The organism is Pinibacter soli, from assembly GCF_029961145.1.
GTDB classification, from domain to species: domain Bacteria; phylum Bacteroidota; class Bacteroidia; order Chitinophagales; family Chitinophagaceae; genus Pinibacter; species Pinibacter soli.
This window is the reverse complement of the sequence record NZ_JASBRG010000003.1, coordinates 186,227-211,832: the sequence shown is the minus strand read 5'-3', so window position 1 is coordinate 211,832 and position 25,606 is coordinate 186,227. Positions and strand designations below refer to the sequence as shown.

Below are 25,606 nucleotides of genomic sequence, written 5' to 3'. Positions count from 1 at the left end.
TCTACTTGATAAATGTCATTGGCGTCAGCGTTACGCTGCTTAACAATCCTGATGGAAGCGGACTCCAGTTTTCAGCGGTAAACAATCCGTCAGCGCCCTTATTGGCAGGCTTTCTCGCAGGGAAATTGATGTTGTAAAACACTTTATAATTTTCATGATTTTTCTCCATGTCAATGACCCTGTTGGCCATGGTATTGGCAACTTTTATGAGCAACGTATTGTTTTGTAGCAATGTGCTTGCATCAACCACTACAGTAAACACCGGCCCGATGAGTGTCGCGATTTTTTTACCATTCAAAAACACTTCTGCATTGTCACGTACATCACCCAGATCGAGCAGCCATTTTTCCGCTCCGCCTTTTGGCTTTGCAAAACTCGTAGTGTAAGATGCTGTGCCCGAAAACTTTTTCACTTCTTCTCCGGGAAGATTTGTCCATGATTGCAATTGTTGCATCACCACATCTTTTGGTAACACAGGACCACCTTCTTCAAAATGCAATTTCCATGAACCACTGATCACAACTGATTCGCCAGCGGGTTTCAAATATTCATAAGACTTTCCCGTTAATGTTTTTGATGCAGTTTGCAGCAAGAGACTTTCCCCTTTTTTCATTTGCACATAAACACTAAGCGAGCCATCTGCATTTTGTTTTGTTTTGGCTATTCCTGCTTTCTCAGTCATTGGGTGGTAGATAATAGCAGAGCTTGCATTCGTTGCGAGATTTATCCAGCCTCCATAAGCTGATGCTGCTTTGTTGGCTATGAAATAAATACCGCCATTTTCATTCTTCTTCCTGATATACGTAAGGCTGTCATGTGCCAACGTTTCCTTCCGGATATGTGCATAGTCAAGCAATTTCAATATATCATTACCTATAACAAACTGCCCGTTGCCCAAGTTTGCTTTTTGTAAATTACCGTCATTTGTAAAATGCAATGAAGCGATGGATTGCTTGTAAGCAGTTTGTCTTTCTGCGAGTTTTTCCATACCCGGCACATCCTCCGGAAGTCCTTTGTACACAAGGATCGTAGCGCCTTGTGAAGCAAGCTTCATGAGCTGTTGCCATGTCTCCAAAGGAATCAGTTTATTGTTTGGCAAAACGATCGTCTTGTATTTTGATTTGCCTGTTAGCAATTCATTTCCCTCATTTTTTACGTTCATCAATTGCTTGTCGGAAATATAATCGAACGCATATCCGTGATCGCTCATAATTTCTGCGTTCTCTTTAAATCCAGTGCCTTTGAACTCTTTGTCAATCGCATCGAAATGTTTTAGCAGTGCGCCACCTGTTTTTGAAATGATGTCAGTAAACGGATAGTACAACAATACATCATTGTCTGGTGTACTGTTTTGCAGGAACGACTGGCAATGTGCGATATAGTTGTTGAGGGTTGAAAAATCATTCCAGAAAGGATTTGCCGGTTGGAAATGCACTGAGGCATAAAACAACCATCCGGGAAATGGAGCTTTTGCAGGAGAATAATTTAACCCATGATAAAACACGTGGTTGATTCCGCCGACAAAATAATTGTCTACTGCTTGTTTTACATCGCCTAAAGTAGATACAAAATGTTCGTCGAGCCAGGTCGCAGATTCAGAAGAGATCAACTGCTTGCCGGTCACATTGCCTGCTGAGGAAGCTACTTTGAATCGCAACAACTCTGTTCCTTCTGTTTCAGGAATATCGATGGCTCCGTAGAGATCCAAAATGTTTGCCGGTGAGCCGTGTGCCTGGTTACGCACGAGTTTGCCCTTCTGTGCGCTCCATGTATGCCATGCTTTTGTATAATTTTCGTAGATCAAATCATTGATTGTTAGCCTGTAATCATAGATAACTCTGCTGTTAAGTTCTTCTTTGTCTTTACCAAACAATGCAGGAAGATAGTTTCTCAAATCATACCCTCTTCTCTTTTGAAACTCATTGAGAAAATCAGGTGTCCAGCTTGCCTGCCCTGTTGCATCATCCACCTCATACGAGTCGTTGAAGAAAGCACGCAAAGAAGAAAGATCATGCCCTTTGAATGACTCATCAAATTTGCCAAGGTAATGATCGATTGCTTTGAGAGAAAAGTGATCCATCGCGTACCCTTCGCCACCCGGCGCCGCACGTTCTACCATTTTGCCATGCAGCGATTGAAACAACGCGTAAACCGTCCATGAACCTTTTGGTGCTGTCCAGTTCAAATCGCCTGCTGCACTTACTTTATCTGTAAGATTGATTTGTTGTCCGTCATTGCTGTAAGCCATTACGAGCGTCGCAGGAAAGCTGCCGGGATATTTTATCTGATCAAGTGCCAGCGACTGCAAATTCTTATTGCTGTACACCGGATTTTTTACCTCTTCTATTTTCACTCTTTCCTGTCCGGCAAAACGCAGCAAAGTCTCTTGTTGAAAAACAATTTTCTCCTGGAGCTTCTGTCCTTCTGCAAGTGTATAGGTTTTGTAGTTGATCGTTTTTGCGGCGTTGTCTTCATGTATCCACGGACCGCCAAAAGGCCAACCAGTGCCGTTTGCCATGTCTATTCCAAGATTCAATCTCTTTCCTTCACCAAGTGTGTGATCAAGCATCTGCATCCATTCAGGACTTAAGAAGTTCAGCCATTGCTTTTCCGTTCCCTTCACGCCATAGATAGGCACTATTTCAAGTCCGCCCAATCCCGCTTTTGCATATTGCTGCATCACGGTTGTAAGGTCAGCCTTGTTTACTGCGCTGCCCTCCCACCACCATCTTGTCCATGGTTTGTTTGTTTGTGTTATTGCAGGCCAGTTTATTTGCGCGTCCGCAATGCCTGCTGTACAAAGCATTCCTGCTACACAAAGGGATCTGAATAGATTGTTCATTGTTTTGGCTGTCTGGTTGTTGTAATATTTTTTAGGGTCTAATTTCTCAAAACTATTTTGTCTCTGCAATTTCTACGGCATACACATTTTGTTTGCCTTCGAAATTTGCACGGAAAATAATCCATTTATTGTCAGGTGAAAAATGTACGTTGGGTTCCAGTTTGTAATCGTGATTTTTCATGTTTACCAAACGCGTAGATTTAAAATGATCACCTTCTGGTGTAAACAGATATATCCACATGCCGTCTTTAGCTTTGGCTACCTGGGTGTCATTACCGCCGTCACCGGCAAACAATTGCTGATCATGTGATATGGTAAAATGAATGCTCCACTCGTCACGTGTCAATCTATACTTCTGCTCTTCACCTGTTTTTACATTTGTGCCACCCACAAAAAAGTTTTCACTGCGCGGCATTTGCAAGTCGTACCAAATGATTTTTCCATCGGGCTGAAACCATTCGTGTCCAGCTATTTCCATATCCATCGTGCGTTTGTGAATAAGCTTAACTTCTTTTGTATTTACATTGATTGTCCATATCCTATCAACTTTGTGCCACGGGCCTTCGTGGCAGAACATCAGTAGTGACGGTTCCTTCGGAGAAAACTGTACGTGATTCAACCATGCAGTGTCTGAAAAAACTTTTGTCAATTCGCCCTTCTTAATATCGATCACAAACAAAGTTCTTTTCAATTTTGATTCGTAGATGCGATTGAAATAATCGTGCTTTTCAGGATATTTTTTACTGATCTCTTTTTCTTCGTCAGTCGCCCATGCGCCACCGAGCAGTGTTTCATCTGCATTGACAGTCGTGATGCTTGCTTTGAAATCCGCGGGAAAAACAAACAGTAATTTCGTTTGCTTCGTCTTGGTGTTGGTAGCATAAACGCTGTCACCGGTCTGATAATAAATGTTGCCGGTTTTCGCGCCTGCTATCTCTCCGTTGATTCTGCCACCCTGACTGGTGATCTTATCCGTTTGCAATGTTTTTAAATCAACGGTATACGCCTGGCGCCCGCCGCGGCCACTGTTATAGTACACCATTTTATTTCCAATAAACGGATTGTTATGAAAATAAAAACTGCTGTTGGAGCCTTCTGTTCTTGCAATTTTAACTACTTTATGATGGGTGTCTTTATCGATCCATTCATCGGGCATTTCCTTGCCCCCGGTTTCCATCAGTTGTTGTGCCGTTGCGTTCTCGACGCTCAACAAAGACGCAGCTATTGCTGTCGCGGTGAGTAATTTTATTGCTTTCATGGTTGTTGTTATTTTGTTTTAAGGGACCAGTCAGGCTTGATGGTATCGAGCGCCTGCTGTATGTTGATATATTTTGAAAGATCTTTTAATGCAATTACTTTGTAATGATGATTGTGGAGGTATTTCATGTACACCTCAAACAATTCAGGTGGCGTTGTTACCCAATCATGCGCATAGTCCGGAACGCCATGAATGGTCAGCACTACGACCTTTCCATCCTTTGCAAGTTTAATTGCGTCGATCACTTTTTGCTGATCAGTGCCACTCGTACTAAAACTTGGAATGAGGTAAGGATGATCTTTCAGCGGATCATACACACGGCCTCCACCTGCCCGTGCAAACAGATAGTCGCGATCTTTTAAAATCTTTAATGTCGCCGCACGAGTGTCATAGCCGGGATAGGCGAAACTTACAAGTTTCGGAATATTCAAAGAGTCACATTTGCTTTCAATGTAACCAAGTTGTTCATTTACTTCCGCATCCTGCATTTTGTTCACATGCTTGTGCGTGCGGGTATGATTGCCTAGTTCAAAACCCATGACCGATAAAGCCTGTATTTGCTCCCAGTTCATGTATTTGGTTGTATCTGTAAAATCGGGAGGAAATTCACAAACAAAGAAACTGGCGCCAAAACCATATTTCTTCAATATCGGCGCGACGTAATTGAAGTGACTTTTCGCCGCATCATCAAACGTGAGTACAACAAGCTTGTCGGGGATTTTTTTATGGATGATCTGTGCTGTGCCAATGGCATAAGCAAAGAGTATGTAGAAAGAAATAAGTAGTATTCTTTTGGCAAACATATGGCTGTTGAGGGTCAATCGTTGTTATGGGTATGGTATGAAGATGCGTAAGACAGTAATAGTCTTGTGGTGATTTCTATTTGCTCATTCTATTGCAAACATTCAATAGTAAAAGAAAACTTTGCGCTTCGGTTGTCGGCTGCACAGTTTTTAATAAAAGCAAAACAGGAACAGAGGATATTTCATTTTTCATACGACATCAATTTTAATCATTTCGTAACCCTTAAAGTTAGGATACGAAGGGTTTTAACCATCCCGAGCTGTCCTGATAGAATAACAGCTCCGGTAAATTTTACATTTAGGCGGAAGATTTTGTGGAACAAGGAACCAGAATTCTTCCAGAGGGATTTTATGAAAGAATGTAAATGATGTTTGGCGATAGCACCGCGACCAACAAGGCGGACTCTAAAATTGCAATTTAATTATGGTATCCAAATCCTCGTCTTTCAATGAGCCATAGACCTTTAAAGAATCGCTCAATAAACTGCTATAGTTGTTTTCGATAAAATCTAACTCCACGTGCTCTGCGATATTTATCCTTTTAAAATGTCTCTGATTATTTTCATCGAACGATTTTGTGACGTAGAATGTGAAAGTGTGCTTATTCAAATCGTCCTCGAACAAAAACCCAACATTACCGCCATAACGGCCATCTTTACTAATAAAATCCAAACCCAGAATATCAGCTAAATCACTCTCTTTTGAAATTTTATAGTTATGGGCCGATAAAATATTTTCAAATGCCTCCCTACACATTGCTATACGCTCATGTAAGTGATTAAAATCTTCTCGTGTAATGTTTGTATATATTATATATAAGACATAAAAATTATTACGGATAACAACAGCACCAGCGTAGATAGCATACAGACCTACAACCTAGCCATCCGTTTTTTATTTTGGCTCTGATTTGCATTCAAACATAATAATTTATTTTGAGGCCTTCAATCCCGTAACACACCTAATGACCAACAACTTCTGATTTGATCCGAAAATTCATTTTTTAAAAGTCTAAAAAAGAACGTTACCAATTTGGTAACATTTCGTATATTTGCAAATGAGGGTTATTGCCGTAAAAACCTTAAAAGAGGGTTGTCAAAAATTCCCGCAAGCGGAACAAGGACTATTATCATGGTATGAAGAAGTAGAAGAGGCAAAGTGGGCGAATCCTAATGAATTAAAGACTCAATATGGGAACGCGTCTGTTTTGACAGATAAAAGAGTAGTATTCAATAATCATGGGAATTCTTACCGCTTGATAGTAGATATTGAGTTCCGCCTCAAAATAGTTTTCATTGTTTGGTTCGGTACTCACAAACAATATGATAAAATAGACGCTAAAAAAGTAAGCTATGTTAAAGCCAATAAAAAGTGACGAGCAATATGAAGACGCTTTAGAGCGTGTTTATATGCTGATGCAAAAAAACATAAAACCGAACTCCAAAGAATCAGACGAATTGGAAATTCTTTCGATTTTGATCAAGGAGTATGAGAACGAACATTACCGCATTGCCAAGCCAAACCCAATTGAGGCTATTAAATTCCGTTTGGAACAAATGAACATGTCAGAAGCTCAGCTTTCCGAAATTTTGGGATACCGTTCCAGGAAATCCGAAGTTTTGTCAGGGAAGCGCAAGTTAAGTCTATCAATGATCAGAAAGTTGACTGAAACGCTGCACATACCGGCAGAGGTTTTAATTCAGGCTTATTAGTTGTTGATTTATGTCAAATAATGGGCCATGGTGAAAGATAATGTCCTACAGACAAAATGTACTTATTGTTACAGTTTCCATTGATATAAATGCCCCACAGAAAGAATTTAATTCTTAATTCTTAATTGAAAATCTACATCTTAGCATTCGTTTTACTCAACGCTTCCTTCAACCCTTTCGCAAGTTTTTCAGGATCGCCAACGGCCCAAAAATGCATCATGAATAAGCGAGGTTCATCGTGCAGCATATGGCTGTGAATAGCGGTGGGCATAATGCCATTTTCTGTGAGGGCTTTTACAACAGGAGTTACTTCATCTGCCAGCAATACAAAGTCACCTGTTATTGCGACACTGGTGCCGTTCATTTGAAAATTAATGGCTGTTGCCATACCCATTGCGGGAGGCATTTCCATGCCACTTTCCATTGTCTTTTCTTTGCGCGGAAATGTGTATTGAAGCAATGATCCGGTTGGCTTTCCTGTATTACCAAGTATTGCGGTGACTTTGCTCCAATCAGGACTTTTGGGGGTTATTAGTGTTCCTGTGGGAGGAGTAAGAGGTGTTCCGGTAACCTGCAAAACGGCTTTTATTTTTTGCGCCAGCTCAACGGCATTTCCCTCTCCGTGATAGTGGATATATTTTACGGCTGGCGTTTCATTTATGAGGTGATTATGGATGGCTGTTACTTCCAGGTTTTCTTCCATCAGTTTGGTTATCACTTTTGGAACTTCTGAATCAAGTAAGACAAGGTCGCCCATCATCATCGCCTGGCCGTGCATTTGTATGATCCCGATCCAGCTTCCCAATGCAAGCCCCGGCGCAACGGGAAATTCATCAACCGTTACTTTTAGATCGGATCGCGGATAGGAGATTTTATATACATCTCCCGTTACTGTTCCTTTTTTCCCAAACACATTATTTAGTGCGGCAGAATCGATTTGTGCGAAGCAGGAAATAGCTGCTAGCAAGCTTAACGCTGACAACATAATCTTTTTCATGGTCGAAATTTTATTTAAAAAAGATGAATTAGTTACAGCAGGTTCTTTAGGATCAATCCAACAACGGCGCTTATCAGAATGATATAGGGTTCTTTTATTTTCTTTATATACAGCAACGACAAAGCAGCTGCAATTGCAATGACTGCCGTGAAAACGTCTGTTATACTTCTTGTAGCTATCACAATTACCGCGCCAACCAAAGCTCCAATTACGGCGGCTGTGATACCATCCACAAATGCTTTGATGGACTTGTTTGCAGATATCTTTTTAAAATAAGGGGCGGGAATAACAGTGAACAGATAGCAAGGCAAAAAAGTTGCCAATGCCGCCACTGAAGCGCCCGGAAAACCGGCAACGAGATAGCCGATAAATCCCACTGTTATAACAACAGGCCCAGGCGTGATCATGGCGACCGCAACAGCGTCTATAAATTGTTGCTCTGTAAGCCAGTGATTTTCTGTGACCACACCCGCATGTAAGAATGGCACAATTGCCAATCCGCTGCCAAATACAAATGCCCCCGCTTTAGCAAAGAACACAGCTATTTTTGCGAGCAGTGAATTTTCATGACTATCTAAACCAACCTGAAGCAACACAAGGCTGTTCACTGTTTTTACGCTATTCCATTTTGGCGGCGCTTTTACAAACATATACAAAATGCCTGCAGCAACAAACAGCAACACCTGCTCCCGCTGAGTCACAAAAGTGATGACAGCACCGGTCAAAAAAAACAACCAGAGCAACCAGTTTTGCCTAAATGACTGAGCATTAAACTTGCCAATTGACTTGGTGGTAAGTTTATAAGAACTGATTGCTATAATGCCAATTACCGCAGCGCCTACGCCATAAAAAACTGCCTGCATCCAACTAAGGCCGCCATACATTTTATAGGCAATGCCCAACAAAACAACCATAATAAAGGATGGGAGAACAAATGCTAAACCAGCTAAGGTTGCGCCGATAATACGATAATGAACAAAGCCGAGGTAGATGCTTAATTGTGCGGCCAGTGGTCCCGGAGCGAGTTGTGCCAAAGCAAGGCCTTGCTTGTATTCATCTTCAGACATCCATTTTTTGTCTTCCACCAAATCCCTGTGCATATATCCAACCAATGCTACAGGGCCGCCGAATCCAACTGTGCCCAGTTTTAGGAAGTATAGTACAAGTTGTCGTAAAGAGTATATAGGTTTGTTATTCATAACTTTTAAAATGAAATACCGAATTGCAGTCCAACAGAGGCAGTTGTGGGTTTATCGTTGCCGAAGCGCACGGGCAGCGGGACAGCAATAAAATAGTTACAACTTTTGCTTTTTGCAAATACTTTATTAAAAACAGGCGTTATGCCATACCGGCCAGAAGTTTCAAATGCCATTCTTCCCACAAATGTGTATCCCTTTCCCAGTGCCACCAACACTCCGGGATGAAATAACAGGTAACTCATTTTACTGGTGCCATTTTCCGACTTTATGAATGGAGACAATTCAAACGAAAAGCCAACATTTGAAGTTTTCCAATAGTTTATGCCAAAAGGAAATCCAACAGCATAGTAGTCTTTAAAATTGTACGACGGCCCATCACTGCTAAACGCGACTATTGGATGAACAATGCTTGCATATGCGCTGATCTTTGGCGTACTGCTTTGCGAAAAAGAAAGGTTTACATGAGCGAGAAGGACAAACAAAACCAGTAAATATTTTCTGAACATAATTTCAATAAAAAAGCAAAACTATGCTCAACATTTAAGGCAAAATTGGATGCTGTTTACCTTTTTGTATCTGGTTTACTTTTCGTGATATTTTTTCTGAAAGAGGAAGGACTTTTTCCTGTGTGCTGCCTGAATATTCTCGTGAAATGGCTTTGATCCGAAAAGCCTGTCAGGTAAGCGATTTCGGTGAGCGAATAAGAAGAATTTTCTATCAGCGAAATGGCTTTTTCAATTCTTATTTTCCTGATATACTCTCCAAAATTCAGGTCTTCAAAATACTTCGAAAACTCTCTTGACAAGTAAGAAGGATTTAGCGATAGCTCGGTAGATATCTTTTTGAGATCAAATGTGAACTGCGTGTCGATCTGGTCCTGGATAATAGCTTTCAATTCGGCTACCCAATCAGGCACTTTCTTTTTATCTGATTTCTTTTCTTTTAAGAATTTGTTGTAAACCTCATGCAGTAAGCTTTCAAACGGACTGTTTTGCAAATGTCGCTGCTGATACAAATTTGTCGCCCAGCTATACAACGCATCATAAATGAATGTTGATGTTTTCAGCAATTCGTAATCATTTGTAATGTTGTAAGCGAGGCCGGCAGAAATGGCCCAAAGCCCCGCAGCTTCTTTCGCAATATCGTGCCTGTCTGTATCTGCGCCACGAACAATGGTTGCGATGATGGCAATTGCCGGATCGGTAATGTTGTATTTTTTTACGATGTAGTCAAAAGTGCTTTGATCGTCGTAATGTGTAAACTCAACGTTAGGAATGTCGAATGGAACTGCATTTAATTCTTTGGCCTTTTCAATCACCTGATCGTAGGGAACGTACACAAACTGAGCACCTTCATCCACGAACTTTTTAATGAGCCATGGGCAAGCGAGGCGGTCTATTTTGGGGCGTTCACGAGTGATCCAGAGCATGAGGCGAAAATTAATAATTAATAATTAAGAGGAGACTGCAAAACTATTTAGATTGGCATTCAAAAATTTCACTCCTTATTTTTTACCTCATAACCTTTTTTACATTAACTGTTAAGTATCTTAAACACAAGGACCTGACAGTTTTTTCGAAACCAGTCAGGTCTTGCACTTCAACGGTGTTTAAATTTATTTGGAAAGCCTCAATATTAATTTTTAATTATTAATTATTAATTCGCTCCCTCATTTCTCAAACACAAAAATCGGATACTCTCCTTTCAAGCCACATTTCTCTGGTTCGCGTTCTTCTTTGTTGTAAAGCCAGTTGAGAATTTGTTTGCCGAATAATGGTGCGTGAATATAATATTTCATAAACGGCACGCTGATACTGCGCCATACTTTCAGTTGGAACGCGAAAGGCAAATTCTTCCTGAAATATTCGTAAGGATGTGCATGGAAATACAACATCTTTTTCGGAGCGCCTTTTCCTGCCACTTTATTGAAAGCTTCTTTGAGCCTGTTTTTGGTAAACACAACTGCACGGAACGGAAACAAGCCAACATTCATCCATGGTGAATGTTTGAACCATTCGTACACAATCACGCCTTTACCTTTTGCCGCCAGTACGCGGTACAACTCCTTCATAGCAGTAACCTGCTCGTCTTTTGGAATATGGTAAATAGTATTAAGTGAAATAAAGCCATCAATTTTCCCATCTTTAAAAGGCATGTTGGTCATATCGCACAACACGCAAATACCTTTGTCGCCGAGCTTTCTTTTCGCTTCAGAAAGTGCGGTGAAGGAAAAATCTACACAAATGCGGTATTTGTAGTTGTCGGAATATTGCAGATAATCAGGGAATTGCAATGCACCGGAAGCCGCATCCAGCATATATGTTCCGCTTGGATTGAGAAAACGGCGCACACGGTCGTGACATTTTTTAATGTACTCTTTGGAAACGTCACGCAGATCTTCGAAAATTACAGCGTCTTCATAATCGCCCTTTTCATTGGCGGTCCATCCTTTTTCATCATAGAAGTTTTTAACCAGCTGTTTATCAGCACTAATCGTTTCTCTCAGCAGTTTATCCTGAGAATCCACCACTGCCAAGTCTTTCAGCAGTAATACGATTTCGTTGATGATTGGATAGATATAAGCTCCGTCTGAAGTAATCAAGCCTTTGGTGAGTGGAGTGGAAAAAACTTTGCCATCTGCCTGCCACACGGCCCCTGCGGCCACTTTGCTGTTGAGGGTTTCAATTTCATGGGGTTCTAATGCACGAACATCTTTGCCAGTTATAGGGCACTTCAAAATCTCGATCCATTCCATATTGAGGTAAGTTTTTTAATGGTAGCGCTAATATAGGCAAGGATCGTTATTTGTGCAAGAAACGTAAATTATGAATTGTTGAATTATTGAGGGACTATTGTTGGATTAACTGAATAACTGAGTAACTGAATAACTGAAAGTTGAAGGTCAAAAAGTCTTTCAATTATTCAGTTATTAAGAAGCTTCCCTATTCTGCCCTTTCCACCCGCCAGATACAAGGCTTTTCCTTTCTTCGCCTTGCGGCAAACGTGATAGCCATCGGTGCTGATATTGCGCCAATTAAGGCCTCCATCGTTCGAAATATCCACGCCGGAAGTGCCACAAGTGATGATTTTATTTTTATCAATAAATTCTGCGCACGATCTATAACCGGTTGGCGGAGTTGCGGGTGCGATCCATGTTTTGCCGCCATCTTTGGTAATGAAACAATTTTTTTCTTTCAATGTATCTTTTGAAAAATCCCCACCCACCACTACGAAATAATCGCTGGTCGATTTATTGTTATCTCTTATAGCGATGGAATTCGCACCGGTGTTTTGGGCGCCCTGGATGATGGGGATATCGATTGGTGTGTTCTGGATGAACAGCCTCGAACGTGCTCCGCCAGAGACAAGGCATGCCTTGTCTGTACCGAGGATGCGAATGTTGGTGCCACTTGCCGCGAAACACGCTTCTCCGGAATCTGCAGCAGGTGCATTTTCCGAAGGAACTTCCGTCCAGGTGTTGCCACCATCAAATGAACGGGCAATGAAAAATTTTCCATTGATCGGATCGCCCACCACGATTCCGTTATCATTGTTCCAGAATTCCATAGCATCGAGAAACATGCCCGGTGTATGATTTTCATAAACCGTTTTCCATGTTTTACCGCCATCAATTGTTTTCAGTATTACGGCAGGAGTATCAACAGCAATTATGATGGCCGTCGATTTATCAAAAGCTTCTATGTCGCGAAAATCTCTTTTTTCAAATCCGGGAACGGGCAACCATGTCCATGTTTTTCCTGCATCCACACTTCTTCCAACGGTTCCGTTGCTGCCACTTACCCAAACTGTTTTATCATCTACAACGCTCAAACCGCGGAAACTGGCTTTAACATTGGTGTTCAGTGGAATTATTTTCTGTGAAAACACCGAAAGACTGAAAACTAAGATTGTGATTGTAAAAAGCAGACGCATAGTCCCTATTTTTAAATTAGAAGAACCGTTAACTCAAGATGGTTGAAAATTAAAAAGCATCTTGCTTGTCATCCCGAGGCACGAGGGATCTGAGTCTCGCGCAAACAAGCCGTTTAGGTAAACACCCAGATCCCTCCTTCGTCGGGATGACAAGCAACATACTTTATTGGTTGTTACACTCGAATAATTTGAAAAATAGAAACGCAGATTTTTATGCGTCTTTTATGATCAATCGATTTAACAATCTTAACTAATCATCAAAATCATAACAATCTGCGTTCTTTCTTATTTTCAAACTATCCGATCTTACCAAGCGCACCAATAACTCTCTGAAAAGTCTCTACTTCAGTTAGCGCCTCAGGAACAAATTGCTGGCCAATCACTTTTTCGTATAACTCAATATAACGTTTACTAATCGTGTTGATCCATTCATCATTCATCTCAGGAACAGTTTGTCCTTCCTTGCCCATGAAGTTATTTGCAATGAGCCATTCGCGTACGAATTCTTTACTCAATTGCTTTTGACGTTCGCCTGCTGCCTGTCTTTCTTCAAAGCCATCAGCATAAAAATATCTTGAAGAATCCGGTGTATGAATTTCATCCATCAGGTAAATGGTATCTCCTATTTTTCCAAATTCATATTTGGTATCAACGAGGATCAGTCCTTGCTTTGCTGCAATTTGTTTACCTCGCTCAAAAAGCGCCAGTGTATATTTCTCCAATACCGCCCAATCTTCAGCAGAAGCTAACCCCTGCGCGATGATCTCTTCTTTGGAAATATCTTCATCATGTCCCTCATCTGCCTTTGTGCTTGGCGTAATGATTGGTGTTGGAAAGAAATCATTTTCTTTCATTCCCTCGGGCATGGTTACACCGCAAAGCATTCTGCTTCCACTGCTGTAGCTACGCCATGCATGCCCTGTCAGGTTGCCGCGAACAACCATTTCTATTTTAAATGGCTGGCAACGTTTGCCAATTGATGCAGATGGAGCAGGTACATCCAGCAACCAGTTTGGACAAATATCTTTCGTTGCATTCAGCATGTATGCAGCAATTTGATTTAAAACTTGTCCTTTATAAGGGATGGGTTTGGGTAAAATAACATCAAAAGCAGAGATACGATTGCTGGCGATCATTACCAGCAGATCATTGCCGATGCTATATACATCACGCACTTTGCCTTTGTAAAAGCCTGTTTGACCGGGAAATTGTATTGTAGACATGCTGCAAAATACCTACAAGACAGTCAATTATCCAAATTCACGGGAATGTCTTTTAAAAACCGCGTTTCAACACCATTTGGCCTTCAGCAACATTCGCTTTAAAGAGGCAATAAATACAACAATTGGCAACAAAAATTTGTTACCCTATTGCAGGCCTTCTCCATAAATGAAAACCCTTACGACCCGCGTGTAACACTAGTTTCAGAACACTTTGTGTGTATATAATTTTTTTGGTCACGTTATTATAATATATATTTTGCCGCGTATATTCTACAAACCAAATTCGACGATCATGAGATCATGCCGTTTACTACTATGCTTGCTTATCTTGACTTTTTCAACGATTGCATCTTTCGCTCAGGTAACTATTACCGGAAACGTAAAAAACTCCTCATCAAACGAAATGGTTGCTGCTGCTTCTGTCGCTATTAAGGGCACAGGTACGGGAACTTTTACAGATGATAAAGGAAATTTTAAATTGGTATCAAAAAAAACACCACCGTTCACTTTGGTGGTTAGTTCTGTAGGTTACGAATCAAGGGAAGTGATCGTAACAAGCACAACCCCTGTTACGATTGTGCTTGACCCCGCAGTATCGCTGGGTTCTGAAATTGTTGTATCTGCAAGCCGCGTTCCGGAAAGAATCCTGGAATCGCCCGTTTCTATTGAACGTGTAAACGCCGGCAGCATAAGGGTTGCCCCAGCGACTTCGTACTACGATATCATTGGCAACCTCAAAGGCGTTGACATGACAACTTCCAGCTTAACTTTTAAAACGCCGAGCACCCGTGGTTTCAACGCCAGTGGTAACACCCGTTTGAACCAGATTGTAGATGGCATGGACAACCAGGCTCCGGGCCTCAACTTTTCTGTAGGCGGCGTTGTAGGCCTTACAGAACTGGATGTTGAGAGCATCGAACTATTGAGCGGTGCGTCTTCTGCTTTATACGGCCCCGGCGGTATGAACGGAACCATTCTTATCAATAGTAAAGATCCATTCAAATATCCCGGCGTTAGCGCACAGGTAAAGGGCGGCGTAATGAACATCAACAGCCCTGTGAGAAATACCTCTGCTTACCAGGATTATTCTATCAGATGGGCGCAAAAAATATCTAACAAATTCGCGTTTAAAGTAGCTGCTCAATATATGCAGGCCAATGACTGGGCTCCTTATGACAGCTCTAATTATGATGCTATCGCATTTAAAAGCAAAACCAGCAACCGCGCTACTGATCCAAACTATAACGGCGTGAACGTTTACGGAGATGAAACAACCCTGGACATCAGGGGCTCGCAAACTCCGTTTATCCAGGGCGTAATTGCGTCTTTACCGCAAAACCAGCAACAACAGGTTGCGCAAATAATGGCGCCTTACCTAAGCTCAGCTTTCAATGTATCAAGAACAGGTTACAACGAAACAGACATTGTTGATCCAAAAACATATAACCTTAAACTTTCAGGAGGCCTTTATTATAAAATCACTGACAAACTGATGGCATCTGTTTCCGGCTATTGGGGAACAGGTACTACAGTGTATACAGGTAGCGACAGATATGTGTTAAAAGACCTGAAAATGGGCCAGTACAAACTGGAGCTGAAATCAAAGAACTGGTTCCTTAGAGGATATACAACGCAGGAAAATTCTGGCAAATCTTACAATGCCACAGTAAGTACACGACTTACAAACGAAGCGTGGAGACCAAGTTATAATCCTGCAAACCCTCTGGGTAGCTGGTATCCACGATACTCAGGAGCGTTTGTACAAGGGGCTGTAACAACTTTTCAGCAAGCATTTAATGCGGCAATAGCAGCCGGACAAAATCCGCAACAGGCAGCAGCAACAGCACAAGCTGCAATGCTTGCCAACACTACACTTTTAAATAACATTGCAAGAGGTTATGCAGATTCAGCAAGGCCTGCACCGGGCAGCGCGGAGTTTAAAAATTACTTCAACAGTGTTATTACCAAACCAATTCCACAAGGCGGTTTGTTTGTTGACCGCTCCGATCTTTATATGGTGGAAGGTCAGTACAACCTGACTGAACCTTTGAATTTAGAGCATAAAGGAACAGATATTCTTGTTGGTGGCAACTGGAAACAATATGTGTTGAATTCACAGGGAACCATCTTCGCCGACACAACGGGCAAAATCAAGATCAACGAAATGGGTGTGTATGCGCAGATATCTCAGAAATTATTTGGTGATGCATTGAAACTTACTGCATCCGGCAGATATGACAAGAACGAAAACTTCGATGGCAAATTCACTCCGCGTTTCTCTGCAGTAGTGAAAGTGGCGAAAGATCAAAACATCCGTTTGTCTTATCAAACTGCTTACAGGTTCCCTACAACACAAAACCAATGGATCAACCTGCAAACAGGTACAGCCTTTCTGATCGGCGGTTTGCCACAACTGAGGGAAGGTCACCACTTTGATACAAACCCTGTTTACACGCAAGATAGCTATCTTGCTTTTGCTGGCAGCGGTGACCCTTCTAAACTGGTTGTTCAGCAATTTAATAAATACAAACCCGAAACTTCAAACTCATATGAAGTTGGTTACAAAGGTTTGTTTGCAAACAAATTGATGTTCGATGTGTATGGTTATTATGCACACTATAAAGATTTTCTTGGAAGAATAAATGTTGTTCAATCGTCTACCGGTGAAATTTCAGGCCTTTCAAAACCTGTTTTCTACTCTGTAGCTGTTAACAGTGCTTCCAGCGTAAACACTTATGGTTACGGATTTTCGGTAGAATATTTGCTGAGAAACAATTTCTCTGTGAACGGCAATTTCTATTCTGATGATATCACAAACGTTCCTGCAAACTTCCAGGCACAGTTCAATACACCGAAATACCGCACCAACATTGGTATTGCGAACAGCGGCTTTGGCTGGAAAAAAAGAATGGGCTTTAACGTGGTGTACAGATGGCAGGATTCTTACTACAATGAAAGCACATTTATCAACGGTAACGTAAGTGCGTTTAGTACAGTGGATGCAATGGTGAGTCTGAAATTACCAGACATCAAATCAATGATCAAACTGGGTGGTACAAACATCACCAACCACTACTACCTGAACTCATACGGAAACCCACGCATCGGAGGATTGTACTACGTGAGCTTTGCGTACAACGTGCTATAGTGAGCACGCAGATGACACAGATTAGACTGATTTACGCTGATCAATTTCTTATTTTACTTTATATAGAAAAGGCTTCGATAATGTCGAAGCCTTTTACTTTTTATGCAGATACAACTCAAGGCTTAATCTCTAAAATTTACCACTAAGACACTAAGTACACTAAGCCCCACTAAGGGTTGCTCAACTTTAGACCTCTCTTAGTGTCCTTAGTGCCTTAGTGGTGAAAAAAGGCCCGCACTATGATGAGGCGATTCGCCACCCATTTTCAACTTTCAACTTTCAATATTCAACTAACCTACTGCCTTTCATACAATACCACCTTGTTCGGGTCCAGCAAGGGGTGATGGCCCTCTAAGCCTTTTGCAGTGAGCCGCAGCGAGAAATTATCAAACGTTACTTCAGCAACCCAAGGTTCCAGTTCAAACTCAAAGTAATTTTTATTGGCCACTTTAAAAGAGGATATGCGCTCTGGGCACAACTCAAAAACCACGTACAAACTATCTGCACTTTTCATTGGAACAGTAGCTATGCCGCTGTTATCAGTTCTGCCAAAGTTTTGCTCTTTGCCGCTCTTAGCAACGCAGCTCATGTAGGAAAGTAAATTACGATCGGGATTGGAAAATTTTACGGTGAGGTCTTTGCCGGGATGTTGTTCGCTTTTTACCAGCTTAAAACTACTTGTATGTTTTTCATCGCTGTTCAAAATAATGGAATCGCCTTTCTGATGCCATTTGCCTTTGCCATACCTGTCGACAGCACCGTAACTGTAGTAAAACTCGAATGTACTGTCCGCCTTCAAAGCAAAGGCACTGGCGGTTTCCATTACACCATGCATATAATATTCGCCAACGGCAGAAGGTTGCTGGGCTTGTAAACTGGTCATTGCAACAAACAGTAAAGAGGTTATAAAGGTTTTCATTGCAGCGTTCGTTTAAATGAGCGCTGCAAAAATAACACTATAACTTATGGAAATGTTTGCTGCGCAAAAATCAAAAAAAGTCCCGGATGATAAACCAGGACTCTTCAATCTATCTATTAATGCAACTTAAATAATCGCTACGTATAAATTTCCCGGAGCAACAATTTTTGTACTTTTTAAAACGGAGTAAGGCATATAAAAATACCCCTTGTAACCCCAGTTTGTGTTCCATGAATTTTCACAAATGAAAACGCCTCCGCCCGGCTGAGAAGCATCATCAATGTAGCCAATAAGCGGAACTGCATGACCACCCAGCAATCTCAAACCTTTCGCCAATGAGCCGTTTGAAGTGAGCGGATTGTAAGTATAATTATTCGGTGCATAACCCGCTATGCCAAGGCCCTCAAAGTATTGATATCTCGAATTGTCATACACATTGAAACCCATCATTACCGGCTTATTATTAGCAATAGCTGTCTTTGCATCCGCCACTACATCGTTTGAGTTGATCACGTAATAACCGTGAGTAGTGGAGCCTGCGCTTCCTGTTGTTCCGGCCTGGGCACTTACGGTGAAATTAGTAGCATTTGAAATAGCTGCTGAAGAAGGTGGCGTTCTGAATTGGGTAGAGGTACTTGAACCATTTGATGGATAAGGGTAAAGATCTTCATAGCAATCGCCCGCAAAACTATATTTGGTACCACTGATGGATAATGTAAGTGCAGCACCTGTTCCAGAATTATTTGATAGTCCCTGCAGCGCCTGGGCTATGTTTACGATATACGCCCCGTTGTCTGTAGAGATAGATTGTTTATTTATCACACAACGCTCCACATAATAAACAAATAGCGGACTCAATGCAGAAGATGAACCAAACAAAGGAGAATTTACCAGTTGTGTGTTTACTGCCTGCGACAATCCAGTGGCTGCGGTCAAACCAGTCGTGGTAGCGGAGTTAGTTTGATAATAATAAAGTATTTCATTTGTTTCAACGCCGCAGAATCCTGTGCAGGAGCCGATTTGACCCTGATCCCTTACAGCAGGCGAAGCCAACAAGTAACTAGAAGGAAGTGAAGCCGCAGAAAGACCGTTTTCACTTCTTCCGCCCGTCAAAACACTTCTTGAAAATACCGGAACTGTTGCCCATTGCTCGGGTTGCGTTGGCAACAATCCGTAATTGTGAGCTAATGGAGACGGCTCGTTTACTGTATCGTCGTTTATGCTGTTATTATTGGCAGATTTGGTACAACTAAATAAAATAGTTGATGACATAAGAAGAGCGCCAAGAGCTATGTAGGCAGGATGCATCGTTAGTTTTCGTTTAGTTATACTAAAAATAAACAAAACTTATAAAGTTATCAAGTACGTGCAGGAGAATGCATTTACTTTTTACGTCCAACCCAGGAAAGTCCGTTGCTCGAAAAATAACGGCCATCGTTGTTTGATATCGTTATCTATATCAAAAGCCTAGCTTCTTGATGTTCAAGCATTGGATGCCCCTACCATTTACTTGAATCAACGTTATACAAATCGTCTTCCTTTATCCAAAAGATGCTTGATTTGTTGTCATTACCTTTTGGATTGTATTCAACTTGATCCCATCCGTCGTCTTGTTTCGAAATTAATTTCAAAACATCATTTTTTACTAAATAGCCTTTCCGAATTGTTGAAGAATCTGCCGAATTATAAACTCTTGCTTTTACCGATTTTACCAATCGAACTTCAATCCATTTTTTTGATTTTGTTAAACTAGTTTTAACTCCGGCGCTATCAGTAAAATCTACGTCATTGTATCCGTTTGGCTGATCATTTAAAATTACCTTTATATAAGGATTAGGGGCAACGTTACCATAAACCAACTTTCCGCTTAAACTTTGATCATTCCCTGGCCAACCAGCATGAATCACAAACACCGAATCTCCACTTTTTTCCCCATAAAAATAAAAAACATTTATGTTGGCGTATTCTTTACTATTCTCATCCCAATTGTCATAATACTCATATACGCCCGTCAAAACGTTGTCTTTACCAAATGCCAGCGAAATGTCGCCGTAACTTCCTGAAACTAAATCTCCGAATATATTCTGGCTAACAGTGTCTTTCATCGATTTCGCAACCAGGCCAGATGTTACGGTTTGATTGCTGGTATTATCTTGTTCTTTCAGTTGATTACCACAAGAACAAATTAAAATGCAAAAAAATAAAAAACTAAAAAAATTCATACTCTTGAAATTATGGAAATCGATTTTTCTGACTACTAGCCCAAGAATTCGAGCGTAAAAAAACAAAATAAATTATTTACTACTCATAATGATGCCTGAATATCTCAAATCAATTACACCCCAACAACTCACACAACTTCGATTCCAATGCAGGGCCGCGCAAATCACGGGCAACAATATTTCCGTTGGGATCAATTAGAAAGTTTTGAGGAATGCTTTGCACTTTGTACATGGTAGCCACTTCATTTTGCCAGTATTTAAGATCACTTACCTGCGTCCATGACAGACCGTCGTCTTTAATGGCTTTCAACCATGCATCTTTGTTTTTATCGAGGGATACACCCAGTATTGCGAAGTTTTTATCTTTAAATTTATTGAAGGCGGTAACTACATTTGGGTTCTCCATTCTGCATGGGCCGCACCAGCTTGCCCAAAAATCCACCAGCACATATTTGCCCTTGAAAGAAGACAATGAAACAGGTTTGCCTTGTGTATCGTTTTGAGTAAACTCCGGCGCTTTACTTCCGATTGTCCCGAATTTGCTGTCGGCCAACTGTTTACCTAAATACTTGCCGAAGAAACTATTTTGAGCATCAGGGGTCAGTTTACTATAACGCGTTTCCAAGGCTGCCATGTCCTCGTTTAATTGCGATGTAACCAGTAACACAAAAGGAGAAACACTCGAGTTTGGTTTCGTTGCAATGAACTCGTCCACTTTTGTAAACACCTTGGCAACAGTAGAACTGATTGAAGTTTGCAAACTGTCCGTCATTCCGGATGTTTGCGCCATTTGGTTGTCTGCCGTTAGTTTATCAAAATAAGGATTGAATGTTTTTTGGAACTCGTCAAAATCAGCCTGTGCGGGCGATCCGGTTACCTTTAGGTTTTTAACGTCGTTAATATCGCCGGTCGCAGTTGTTTTTGAATTGTCGAGGAATAGAACTGTTTTCTTCTGTTGCGGAGTAAAACCGATATAGTACAACGTCGATTCTTTCAAATCTCCTTTTAATGTAAAATTAGTTTTACCGGAGATCGTTTTGCAAACGGTATCCTTCGGATTATTCGCGTCAATCAGAAAAACCAGGGATTTATCTTGCAGTCCCGCCACATTTCCCTTCATCTCAAAACCCTTCTGTGCATATAACGAAAGGGGCAAAAAAGCCAATATTCCAACAATTCTCTTCATAGTTATCTATTTTGAATGACGGCCCTTTAAAACTTCAATTACATCATTCAAACTGTAACCTTTTGCATTGATTAACAGCATGTAATGAAACAGAAGATCAGCCGCTTCTCCCAAAAATAGCTCTTTATTATCATCTTTTGCCTCGATCACCAGCTCCACTGCTTCCTCGCCTACTTTCTGGGCAACCTTATTGATTCCGCGTGACAATAATTTTGCCACATATGATTCTTCTGGCTTCGTTTGTTTACGCAGGTTAATGATTTCTTCCAGGTAAAAAAGAAAATCTTCCGAATGATTTTTTTCGCTCCAGCATGTGTCCGCGCCTGTATGGCAAACCGGCCCAACCGGATGAGCCTTAATCAGCAACGTGTCGTTATCGCAATCAACCGCCAAAGAACGCAACTCAAGGAAGTTGCCGCTCTCCTCACCTTTTGTCCATAAGCGTTTTTTGCTGCGACTGTAAAAAGTCACTTTGCCGGTCTCTTCCGTTTTCTTCAACGCTTCTTCATTTACAAAGCCAAGCATCAGCACCTTCAAAGTGCTATTGTCCTGCACGATCGCAGGCACCAAACCATCGGAGTATTTACTGTAATCGATCTTCATAATAGTATAAGTGAGAACGCAGATTTTCATGTTTATCATGATCTGTCAAGATTTAATAAGATCATAAAAAATCATGACGATCATGAAAATCTGCGTTCCTGTATTTAAATCCTTACGTTAATGTTCTTCCCTTTCAAATAGCTTTTCAAATCAGGAATAGCTATTTCCTTAAAATGAAAAATACTGGCTGCCAGCGCTGCGTCTGCATATGCATTTTCAAACACATCGGTGAAATGCTCCATTGTACCGCCGCCGCCACTGGCGATCACCGGAACCGGCAATTGCGTCGCCAAAGTTCGGGTAATATCCAATGCAAAACCCTGCTTTGTGCCATCATGATTCATGGAAGTGAGCAATATTTCGCCCGCCCCTAGGTCAACAGCCTCTTTTGCCCAGTCAACGCACTTTTTATCCGTCTTTGTACGACCACCATTCAGGTACACGTACCACTCGCCGTCTTCCTCTTTTTTCGTATCAATGGCCAACACGACGCATTGACTACCGAATTCTTTCGCCAGGTCATTGATCAATTGCGGATTCTTGAATGCAGCAGTATTTACAGAAATTTTATCGGCACCATTTTGCAGCAGCGCACTTACATCTTCCACACTGCTGATCCCACCGCCTACTGTAAATGGAATGTTCACATGATGGGCAATGCGGTTCACCAACTCTCTCAGTGTTTTGCGTTTTTCAACCGTTGCTGTGATGTCAAGAAACACCAGTTCATCTGCACCTTGTTTTGCATACAATGCACCCAACTCCACAGGATCACCCGCATCGCGAAGGTCAACAAAATTTGTCCCCTTTACTGTTCTTCCGTCTTTTATATCGAGGCATGGTATGATTCGTTTTGTCAGCATTATTCTTATTTGAGATTTTACTTAAATTTTAAGACCCGACTTCACCACTAAGACACAAAGGTACTAAGCAGCTAAGGGTTCTCTAAAGGAAACTTAGTGCCTTAGTGGTAAGGCGAAGAGCTACACAGCCAACCTCTTCAAATCATTAATTGCTATCCGCCCTTCATAGATTGCCTTGCCAATAATGGCACCGCTACAACCAATCTCACGCAACTCATGCACATCATCAACATTACTCACGCCGCCACTCGCTATAAAATGAAGCGACGGAAACTTTGCAATAATGTTCCTATACAAATCAATCGACGGACCTTCGAGTTTTCCATCCTTACTCACATCTGTACAAAATATTTGTTGCACACCGTGATTAATATACTTTTCTATGAAATCATATATCCACACATCCGTTGTCTCCAACCAACCGCCAACAGCAATCTTTTCATCCTTCACATCTGCACCCAGTAAGAATTTTTCAGCACCAAACTTTTGTAACCACTGCACAAAAGTCTTCTCATCTTTAACAGCAATGCTTCCCACCGTTGCCAACGCCGCACCGGAGTCAAACACTACTTTTACATCTTCTTCTTTTTTTATACCGCCGCCAAAATCAATGGTGAGCGAAGTTTTGGAAGCAATGGTTTCCAAAACCTTCCAGTTCTTCACCGCACCGGCTTTGGCACCATCGAGATCAACAAGATGCAAACGTTGTAAGCCTGCATCTTCAAACTCTTTCGCTACTTCAAGCGGATGTTCGTTGTAAATTTTCTTCTGCTCGTAATCGCCCTGTGTTAAGCGAACGCATTTGCCATCAATAATATCAATTGCCGGAATTATTTCCATTACTATAATTGTTTTTCCATTTTAATAAATTCATGTCCGTCTTGTAACCACGTGTCGCCGGTTACCTGCATTCCAAATTTCTCATAAAACTTTTTGGCGCTCACCCTCGCATTGCACCAGATAGAAATGCAGTGCCGGTCCTTCGCCAACTTCATCACATATTCAAGCAAGTGCGTGCCGTACCCTTTGCCCTGGCATGATTCTTTTGTTGCGAATTTTCTGAATTGCATAATATCGATTCGAACAAAAACAGATATCACAGCAATCAATTTTCCGTCAACATAAAGTCCTATGTGATTACCTTCTTCATCATCTTTAAGCCTCACTTGTTCGATGGAAAACGCAGGATACATCACCTCTCTGCGCATTTCCAAAACATCTTCTAACGGAGCATCTTTTATCACTCTTTCCATTACAAAGTGTTTAACAAATCAAATACTTCATTCAGTTCCACTATAGCGATGTCAACATCTTCACGCGTTGTGCGCCAGTTCACAAATGCGGCGCGAATGCATGACATGCCTTTGTACATTGTGGGCGTCATGAACACTTTGCCACGTTTATTTAATTCTGCTAAAACTGCTGCTATCTTTTCTTTTCGGCCATTGTCTTCTTTCACCGTAAAGCAAACCGTGTTCAAGCGCACAGGCGCCGCAAGCGTATACTCATCTGACTGGTTGATCAACTCACCAAATGCCACAGCCTGCTCAATATTTGTTTCCACTATATTTTTATACCCTTCTTTTCCGTAGGCCATCAGCGTAAACCAAACCGGCAAAGCCCTGAAGCGACGTGAGTTTTCAGGCACGTAGTTCAAGTAGTTAAAGTCATCAAATGCATTGCCGAGATAAGGCGCATTTGAATTTTGAAATGTCTGCACCTGCAATATTGCATGCTCTTTTCTTGTGAAAACAACTGCACTGTCATAAGGCACATTCATCCATTTGTGATTATCAATCGTAACGCTGTCGGCGTTTTCCCAACCTTTCAGCAAGTGTTTATAGGCGTCACTGCAAGCTGCAAACCCACCGAACGCCGCATCTATATGCCACCAAAAATTGTATTGCTTCTTGAGCGCCGCTGTTTCCTCCATGTCATCAAAGTCAACCGTATTCACTGTTCCGCCGCTTGAAATTAAAATAAAAGGTTCATCCGGAAATTTCTCTATGGTTGCTTTGAGTGCATTTACATCCATACACTCCCTGCCTTCTAAAGTCGGCACGCTGATAATATTCTTACTTCCAATGCCAAGCATCGAGAGGGATTTAACAGAAGATGAGTGGGGAACAGAAGTATATATATTTATTCCGGGCTGCAATCCTTCAAGTGCAACATCATAGCCCTTTTGTTTGCCGAACCATTGCCTTGCTACGGCCAATGCGGAGAAGTTTGACATCGTCGCACCGGTCACAAATGCGCCCATAAACACATTCGGCAAACTGAACAATTGTAACAACATTTGAACGGTATGCATTTCCAGCATGGCCGATACATCGCCATTGCCTTTCGCATTCTGCGTATTCTGATCAAATACAGATGTGAGCCAGTCGCCCGCAATTGCCGCAGGTGTTGAACCTCCCGTCACAAAGCCATAATATCGCGGTCCCGAAGAAGCAATGATGTTATGTAAAAATTCTTTTTCAAATAATTGCTGTGTTTGTATCGCACCCAGTCCTTCGTTTGACAACAGTGGCAAACGATGAGAAGGCTGATCAATGCTAATAGGCCTTTCATCCAATTGCTGCAAATACGAAATACTCAATTGCTTTGCCGCATCGAGTATTTGTTCTATTTGCACATTATCGTTCGCGAGATTTGTATTCATTTCATTAAACTCTCAACGGTGACTGGGCGAATG

22 protein-coding genes are annotated in these 25,606 nt (G+C 41.5%); 3 read left to right on the top strand and 19 right to left on the bottom strand.

Annotation, left to right across the window (positions count from 1 at the left end; all coding sequences use genetic code 11):
* Position 1 precedes the first annotated feature (1 nt).
* From QJ048_RS05455 to QJ048_RS05445, 3 genes are read right to left on the bottom strand one after another with little or no spacing between them, the layout of a single operon-like run.
* Positions 2-2,842 (bottom strand): glycosyl hydrolase, encoded by a 2,841-nt coding sequence (locus tag QJ048_RS05455; RefSeq protein WP_282333321.1) that lies wholly within the window; start codon positions 2,840-2,842, stop codon positions 2-4.
* Between the two features lie 52 nt (positions 2,843-2,894).
* A complete protein-coding gene (locus QJ048_RS05450) occupies positions 2,895-4,100 on the bottom strand; it encodes an oligogalacturonate lyase family protein (RefSeq protein ID WP_282333320.1) in 1,206 nt (401 codons plus the stop codon).
* An 8-nt stretch (positions 4,101-4,108) separates the two neighbouring features.
* Positions 4,109-4,903: a polysaccharide deacetylase family protein gene (locus QJ048_RS05445; RefSeq protein ID WP_282333319.1), complete on the bottom strand. Its 795-nt coding sequence runs from the start codon at positions 4,901-4,903 to the stop codon at positions 4,109-4,111.
* Between the two features lie 1,057 nt (positions 4,904-5,960).
* Between QJ048_RS05445 and QJ048_RS05440 the strand changes: the two genes are divergently transcribed.
* Entirely contained in the window at positions 5,961-6,278 is a 318-nt protein-coding gene (locus QJ048_RS05440) for a type II toxin-antitoxin system HigB family toxin (RefSeq protein ID WP_282333318.1), read from the top strand.
* Complete coding sequence (locus tag QJ048_RS05435; RefSeq protein WP_282333317.1) at positions 6,256-6,615, top strand: helix-turn-helix domain-containing protein; 360 nt, start codon at positions 6,256-6,258, stop codon at positions 6,613-6,615. Before QJ048_RS05440 ends, QJ048_RS05435 begins: the two co-directional genes overlap by 23 nt.
* 133 nt (positions 6,616-6,748) lie before the next feature.
* Here QJ048_RS05435 and QJ048_RS05430 read toward each other — a convergent pair whose 3' ends face one another.
* The 7 genes from QJ048_RS05430 to QJ048_RS05400 all read right to left on the bottom strand — a co-directional run bounded on the left by QJ048_RS05430 (position 6,749) and on the right by QJ048_RS05400 (position 13,967).
* On the bottom strand, positions 6,749-7,612 hold the full coding sequence (locus QJ048_RS05430; protein WP_282333316.1) for a DUF1259 domain-containing protein: 864 nt from the start codon (positions 7,610-7,612) through the stop codon (positions 6,749-6,751).
* Positions 7,613-7,644: 32 nt separating this feature from the next.
* Positions 7,645-8,811 (bottom strand): chromate transporter, encoded by a 1,167-nt coding sequence (locus tag QJ048_RS05425; protein WP_282333315.1) that lies wholly within the window; start codon positions 8,809-8,811, stop codon positions 7,645-7,647.
* A 5-nt stretch (positions 8,812-8,816) separates the two neighbouring features.
* Positions 8,817-9,317, bottom strand: a complete 501-nt coding sequence (locus tag QJ048_RS05420; protein ID WP_282333314.1) for a hypothetical protein — start codon at positions 9,315-9,317, stop codon at positions 8,817-8,819.
* Positions 9,318-9,373: 56 nt separating this feature from the next.
* Positions 9,374-10,240: a chromate resistance protein ChrB domain-containing protein gene (locus QJ048_RS05415; RefSeq protein WP_282333313.1), complete on the bottom strand. Its 867-nt coding sequence runs from the start codon at positions 10,238-10,240 to the stop codon at positions 9,374-9,376.
* Positions 10,241-10,480: 240 nt separating this feature from the next.
* A complete protein-coding gene (locus QJ048_RS05410; protein WP_282333312.1) occupies positions 10,481-11,566 on the bottom strand; it encodes a class I SAM-dependent methyltransferase in 1,086 nt (361 codons plus the stop codon).
* A gap of 167 nt (positions 11,567-11,733) precedes the next feature.
* Positions 11,734-12,744, bottom strand: a complete 1,011-nt coding sequence (locus tag QJ048_RS05405; RefSeq protein ID WP_282333311.1) for a beta propeller repeat protein — start codon at positions 12,742-12,744, stop codon at positions 11,734-11,736.
* Positions 12,745-13,040: 296 nt separating this feature from the next.
* On the bottom strand, positions 13,041-13,967 hold the full coding sequence (locus QJ048_RS05400) for a phosphoribosylaminoimidazolesuccinocarboxamide synthase (protein WP_282333310.1): 927 nt from the start codon (positions 13,965-13,967) through the stop codon (positions 13,041-13,043).
* Positions 13,968-14,259: 292 nt separating this feature from the next.
* Between QJ048_RS05400 and QJ048_RS05395 the strand changes: the two genes are divergently transcribed.
* A complete protein-coding gene (locus tag QJ048_RS05395; RefSeq protein ID WP_282333309.1) occupies positions 14,260-17,115 on the top strand; it encodes a TonB-dependent receptor in 2,856 nt (951 codons plus the stop codon).
* A gap of 295 nt (positions 17,116-17,410) precedes the next feature.
* Here the strand turns inward: QJ048_RS05395 and QJ048_RS05390 are convergent, their stop codons facing one another.
* From QJ048_RS05390 to QJ048_RS05350, 9 genes are all read right to left on the bottom strand, one after another.
* A complete protein-coding gene (locus QJ048_RS05390) occupies positions 17,411-18,034 on the bottom strand; it encodes a hypothetical protein (RefSeq protein WP_282333308.1) in 624 nt (207 codons plus the stop codon).
* Positions 18,035-18,160: 126 nt separating this feature from the next.
* Positions 18,161-19,342 (bottom strand): C1 family peptidase, encoded by a 1,182-nt coding sequence (locus tag QJ048_RS05385; RefSeq protein ID WP_282333307.1) that lies wholly within the window; start codon positions 19,340-19,342, stop codon positions 18,161-18,163.
* A 191-nt stretch (positions 19,343-19,533) separates the two neighbouring features.
* Positions 19,534-20,256, bottom strand: a complete 723-nt coding sequence (locus QJ048_RS05380; protein WP_282333306.1) for a hypothetical protein — start codon at positions 20,254-20,256, stop codon at positions 19,534-19,536.
* Positions 20,257-20,365: 109 nt separating this feature from the next.
* Positions 20,366-21,442 carry a TlpA disulfide reductase family protein gene (locus QJ048_RS05375; RefSeq protein WP_282333305.1) on the bottom strand — a complete coding sequence of 359 codons (1,077 nt, stop codon included), beginning with the start codon at positions 21,440-21,442 and terminating at the stop codon, positions 20,366-20,368.
* 6 nt (positions 21,443-21,448) lie between these two features.
* Entirely contained in the window at positions 21,449-22,075 is a 627-nt protein-coding gene (gene hisIE, locus QJ048_RS05370; RefSeq protein ID WP_282333304.1) for a bifunctional phosphoribosyl-AMP cyclohydrolase/phosphoribosyl-ATP diphosphatase HisIE, read from the bottom strand.
* A gap of 74 nt (positions 22,076-22,149) precedes the next feature.
* A complete protein-coding gene (gene hisF, locus QJ048_RS05365; protein WP_282333303.1) occupies positions 22,150-22,908 on the bottom strand; it encodes an imidazole glycerol phosphate synthase subunit HisF in 759 nt (252 codons plus the stop codon).
* A gap of 120 nt (positions 22,909-23,028) precedes the next feature.
* Positions 23,029-23,748 carry a 1-(5-phosphoribosyl)-5-[(5-phosphoribosylamino)methylideneamino]imidazole-4-carboxamide isomerase gene (gene hisA / locus QJ048_RS05360; protein ID WP_282333302.1) on the bottom strand — a complete coding sequence of 240 codons (720 nt, stop codon included), beginning with the start codon at positions 23,746-23,748 and terminating at the stop codon, positions 23,029-23,031.
* Positions 23,749-23,750: 2 nt separating this feature from the next.
* The gene (locus tag QJ048_RS05355; RefSeq protein WP_282333301.1) at positions 23,751-24,161 is read right to left on the bottom strand and encodes a GNAT family N-acetyltransferase; all 411 of its coding nucleotides are present in this window, start codon (positions 24,159-24,161) and stop codon (positions 23,751-23,753) included.
* Entirely contained in the window at positions 24,161-25,573 is a 1,413-nt protein-coding gene (locus QJ048_RS05350; protein WP_282333300.1) for a pyridoxal phosphate-dependent decarboxylase family protein, read from the bottom strand. The genes QJ048_RS05355 and QJ048_RS05350 overlap by 1 nt, the downstream gene beginning before the upstream one ends.
* Positions 25,574-25,606 lie beyond the last annotated feature (33 nt).

Coding starts and splice junctions, on each gene's coding strand:
- QJ048_RS05445 (WP_282333319.1), bottom strand. CDS start 4,903: ATGTTTGCCAAAAGAATACTACTTATTTCTTTCTACATACTCTTTGCT.
- QJ048_RS05400 (WP_282333310.1), bottom strand. CDS start 13,967: ATGTCTACAATACAATTTCCCGGTCAAACAGGCTTTTACAAAGGCAAA.
- QJ048_RS05385 (WP_282333307.1), bottom strand. CDS start 19,342: ATGCATCCTGCCTACATAGCTCTTGGCGCTCTTCTTATGTCATCAACT.
- QJ048_RS05380 (WP_282333306.1), bottom strand. CDS start 20,256: ATGAATTTTTTTAGTTTTTTATTTTTTTGCATTTTAATTTGTTCTTGT.
- QJ048_RS05390 (WP_282333308.1), bottom strand. CDS start 18,034: ATGAAAACCTTTATAACCTCTTTACTGTTTGTTGCAATGACCAGTTTA.
- QJ048_RS05355 (WP_282333301.1), bottom strand. CDS start 24,161: ATGGAAAGAGTGATAAAAGATGCTCCGTTAGAAGATGTTTTGGAAATG.
- QJ048_RS05425 (WP_282333315.1), bottom strand. CDS start 8,811: ATGAATAACAAACCTATATACTCTTTACGACAACTTGTACTATACTTC.
- QJ048_RS05455 (WP_282333321.1), bottom strand. CDS start 2,842: ATGAACAATCTATTCAGATCCCTTTGTGTAGCAGGAATGCTTTGTACA.
- hisA (WP_282333302.1), bottom strand. CDS start 23,748: ATGGAAATAATTCCGGCAATTGATATTATTGATGGCAAATGCGTTCGC.
- QJ048_RS05420 (WP_282333314.1), bottom strand. CDS start 9,317: ATGTTCAGAAAATATTTACTGGTTTTGTTTGTCCTTCTCGCTCATGTA.
- QJ048_RS05415 (WP_282333313.1), bottom strand. CDS start 10,240: ATGCTCTGGATCACTCGTGAACGCCCCAAAATAGACCGCCTCGCTTGC.
- QJ048_RS05450 (WP_282333320.1), bottom strand. CDS start 4,100: ATGAAAGCAATAAAATTACTCACCGCGACAGCAATAGCTGCGTCTTTG.
- QJ048_RS05395 (WP_282333309.1), top strand. CDS start 14,260: ATGAGATCATGCCGTTTACTACTATGCTTGCTTATCTTGACTTTTTCA.
- QJ048_RS05375 (WP_282333305.1), bottom strand. CDS start 21,442: ATGAAGAGAATTGTTGGAATATTGGCTTTTTTGCCCCTTTCGTTATAT.
- QJ048_RS05430 (WP_282333316.1), bottom strand. CDS start 7,612: ATGAAAAAGATTATGTTGTCAGCGTTAAGCTTGCTAGCAGCTATTTCC.
- hisIE (WP_282333304.1), bottom strand. CDS start 22,075: ATGAAAATCTGCGTTCTCACTTATACTATTATGAAGATCGATTACAGT.
- QJ048_RS05410 (WP_282333312.1), bottom strand. CDS start 11,566: ATGGAATGGATCGAGATTTTGAAGTGCCCTATAACTGGCAAAGATGTT.
- QJ048_RS05350 (WP_282333300.1), bottom strand. CDS start 25,573: ATGAATACAAATCTCGCGAACGATAATGTGCAAATAGAACAAATACTC.
- hisF (WP_282333303.1), bottom strand. CDS start 22,908: ATGCTGACAAAACGAATCATACCATGCCTCGATATAAAAGACGGAAGA.
- QJ048_RS05435 (WP_282333317.1), top strand. CDS start 6,256: ATGTTAAAGCCAATAAAAAGTGACGAGCAATATGAAGACGCTTTAGAG.
- QJ048_RS05440 (WP_282333318.1), top strand. CDS start 5,961: ATGAGGGTTATTGCCGTAAAAACCTTAAAAGAGGGTTGTCAAAAATTC.
- QJ048_RS05405 (WP_282333311.1), bottom strand. CDS start 12,744: ATGCGTCTGCTTTTTACAATCACAATCTTAGTTTTCAGTCTTTCGGTG.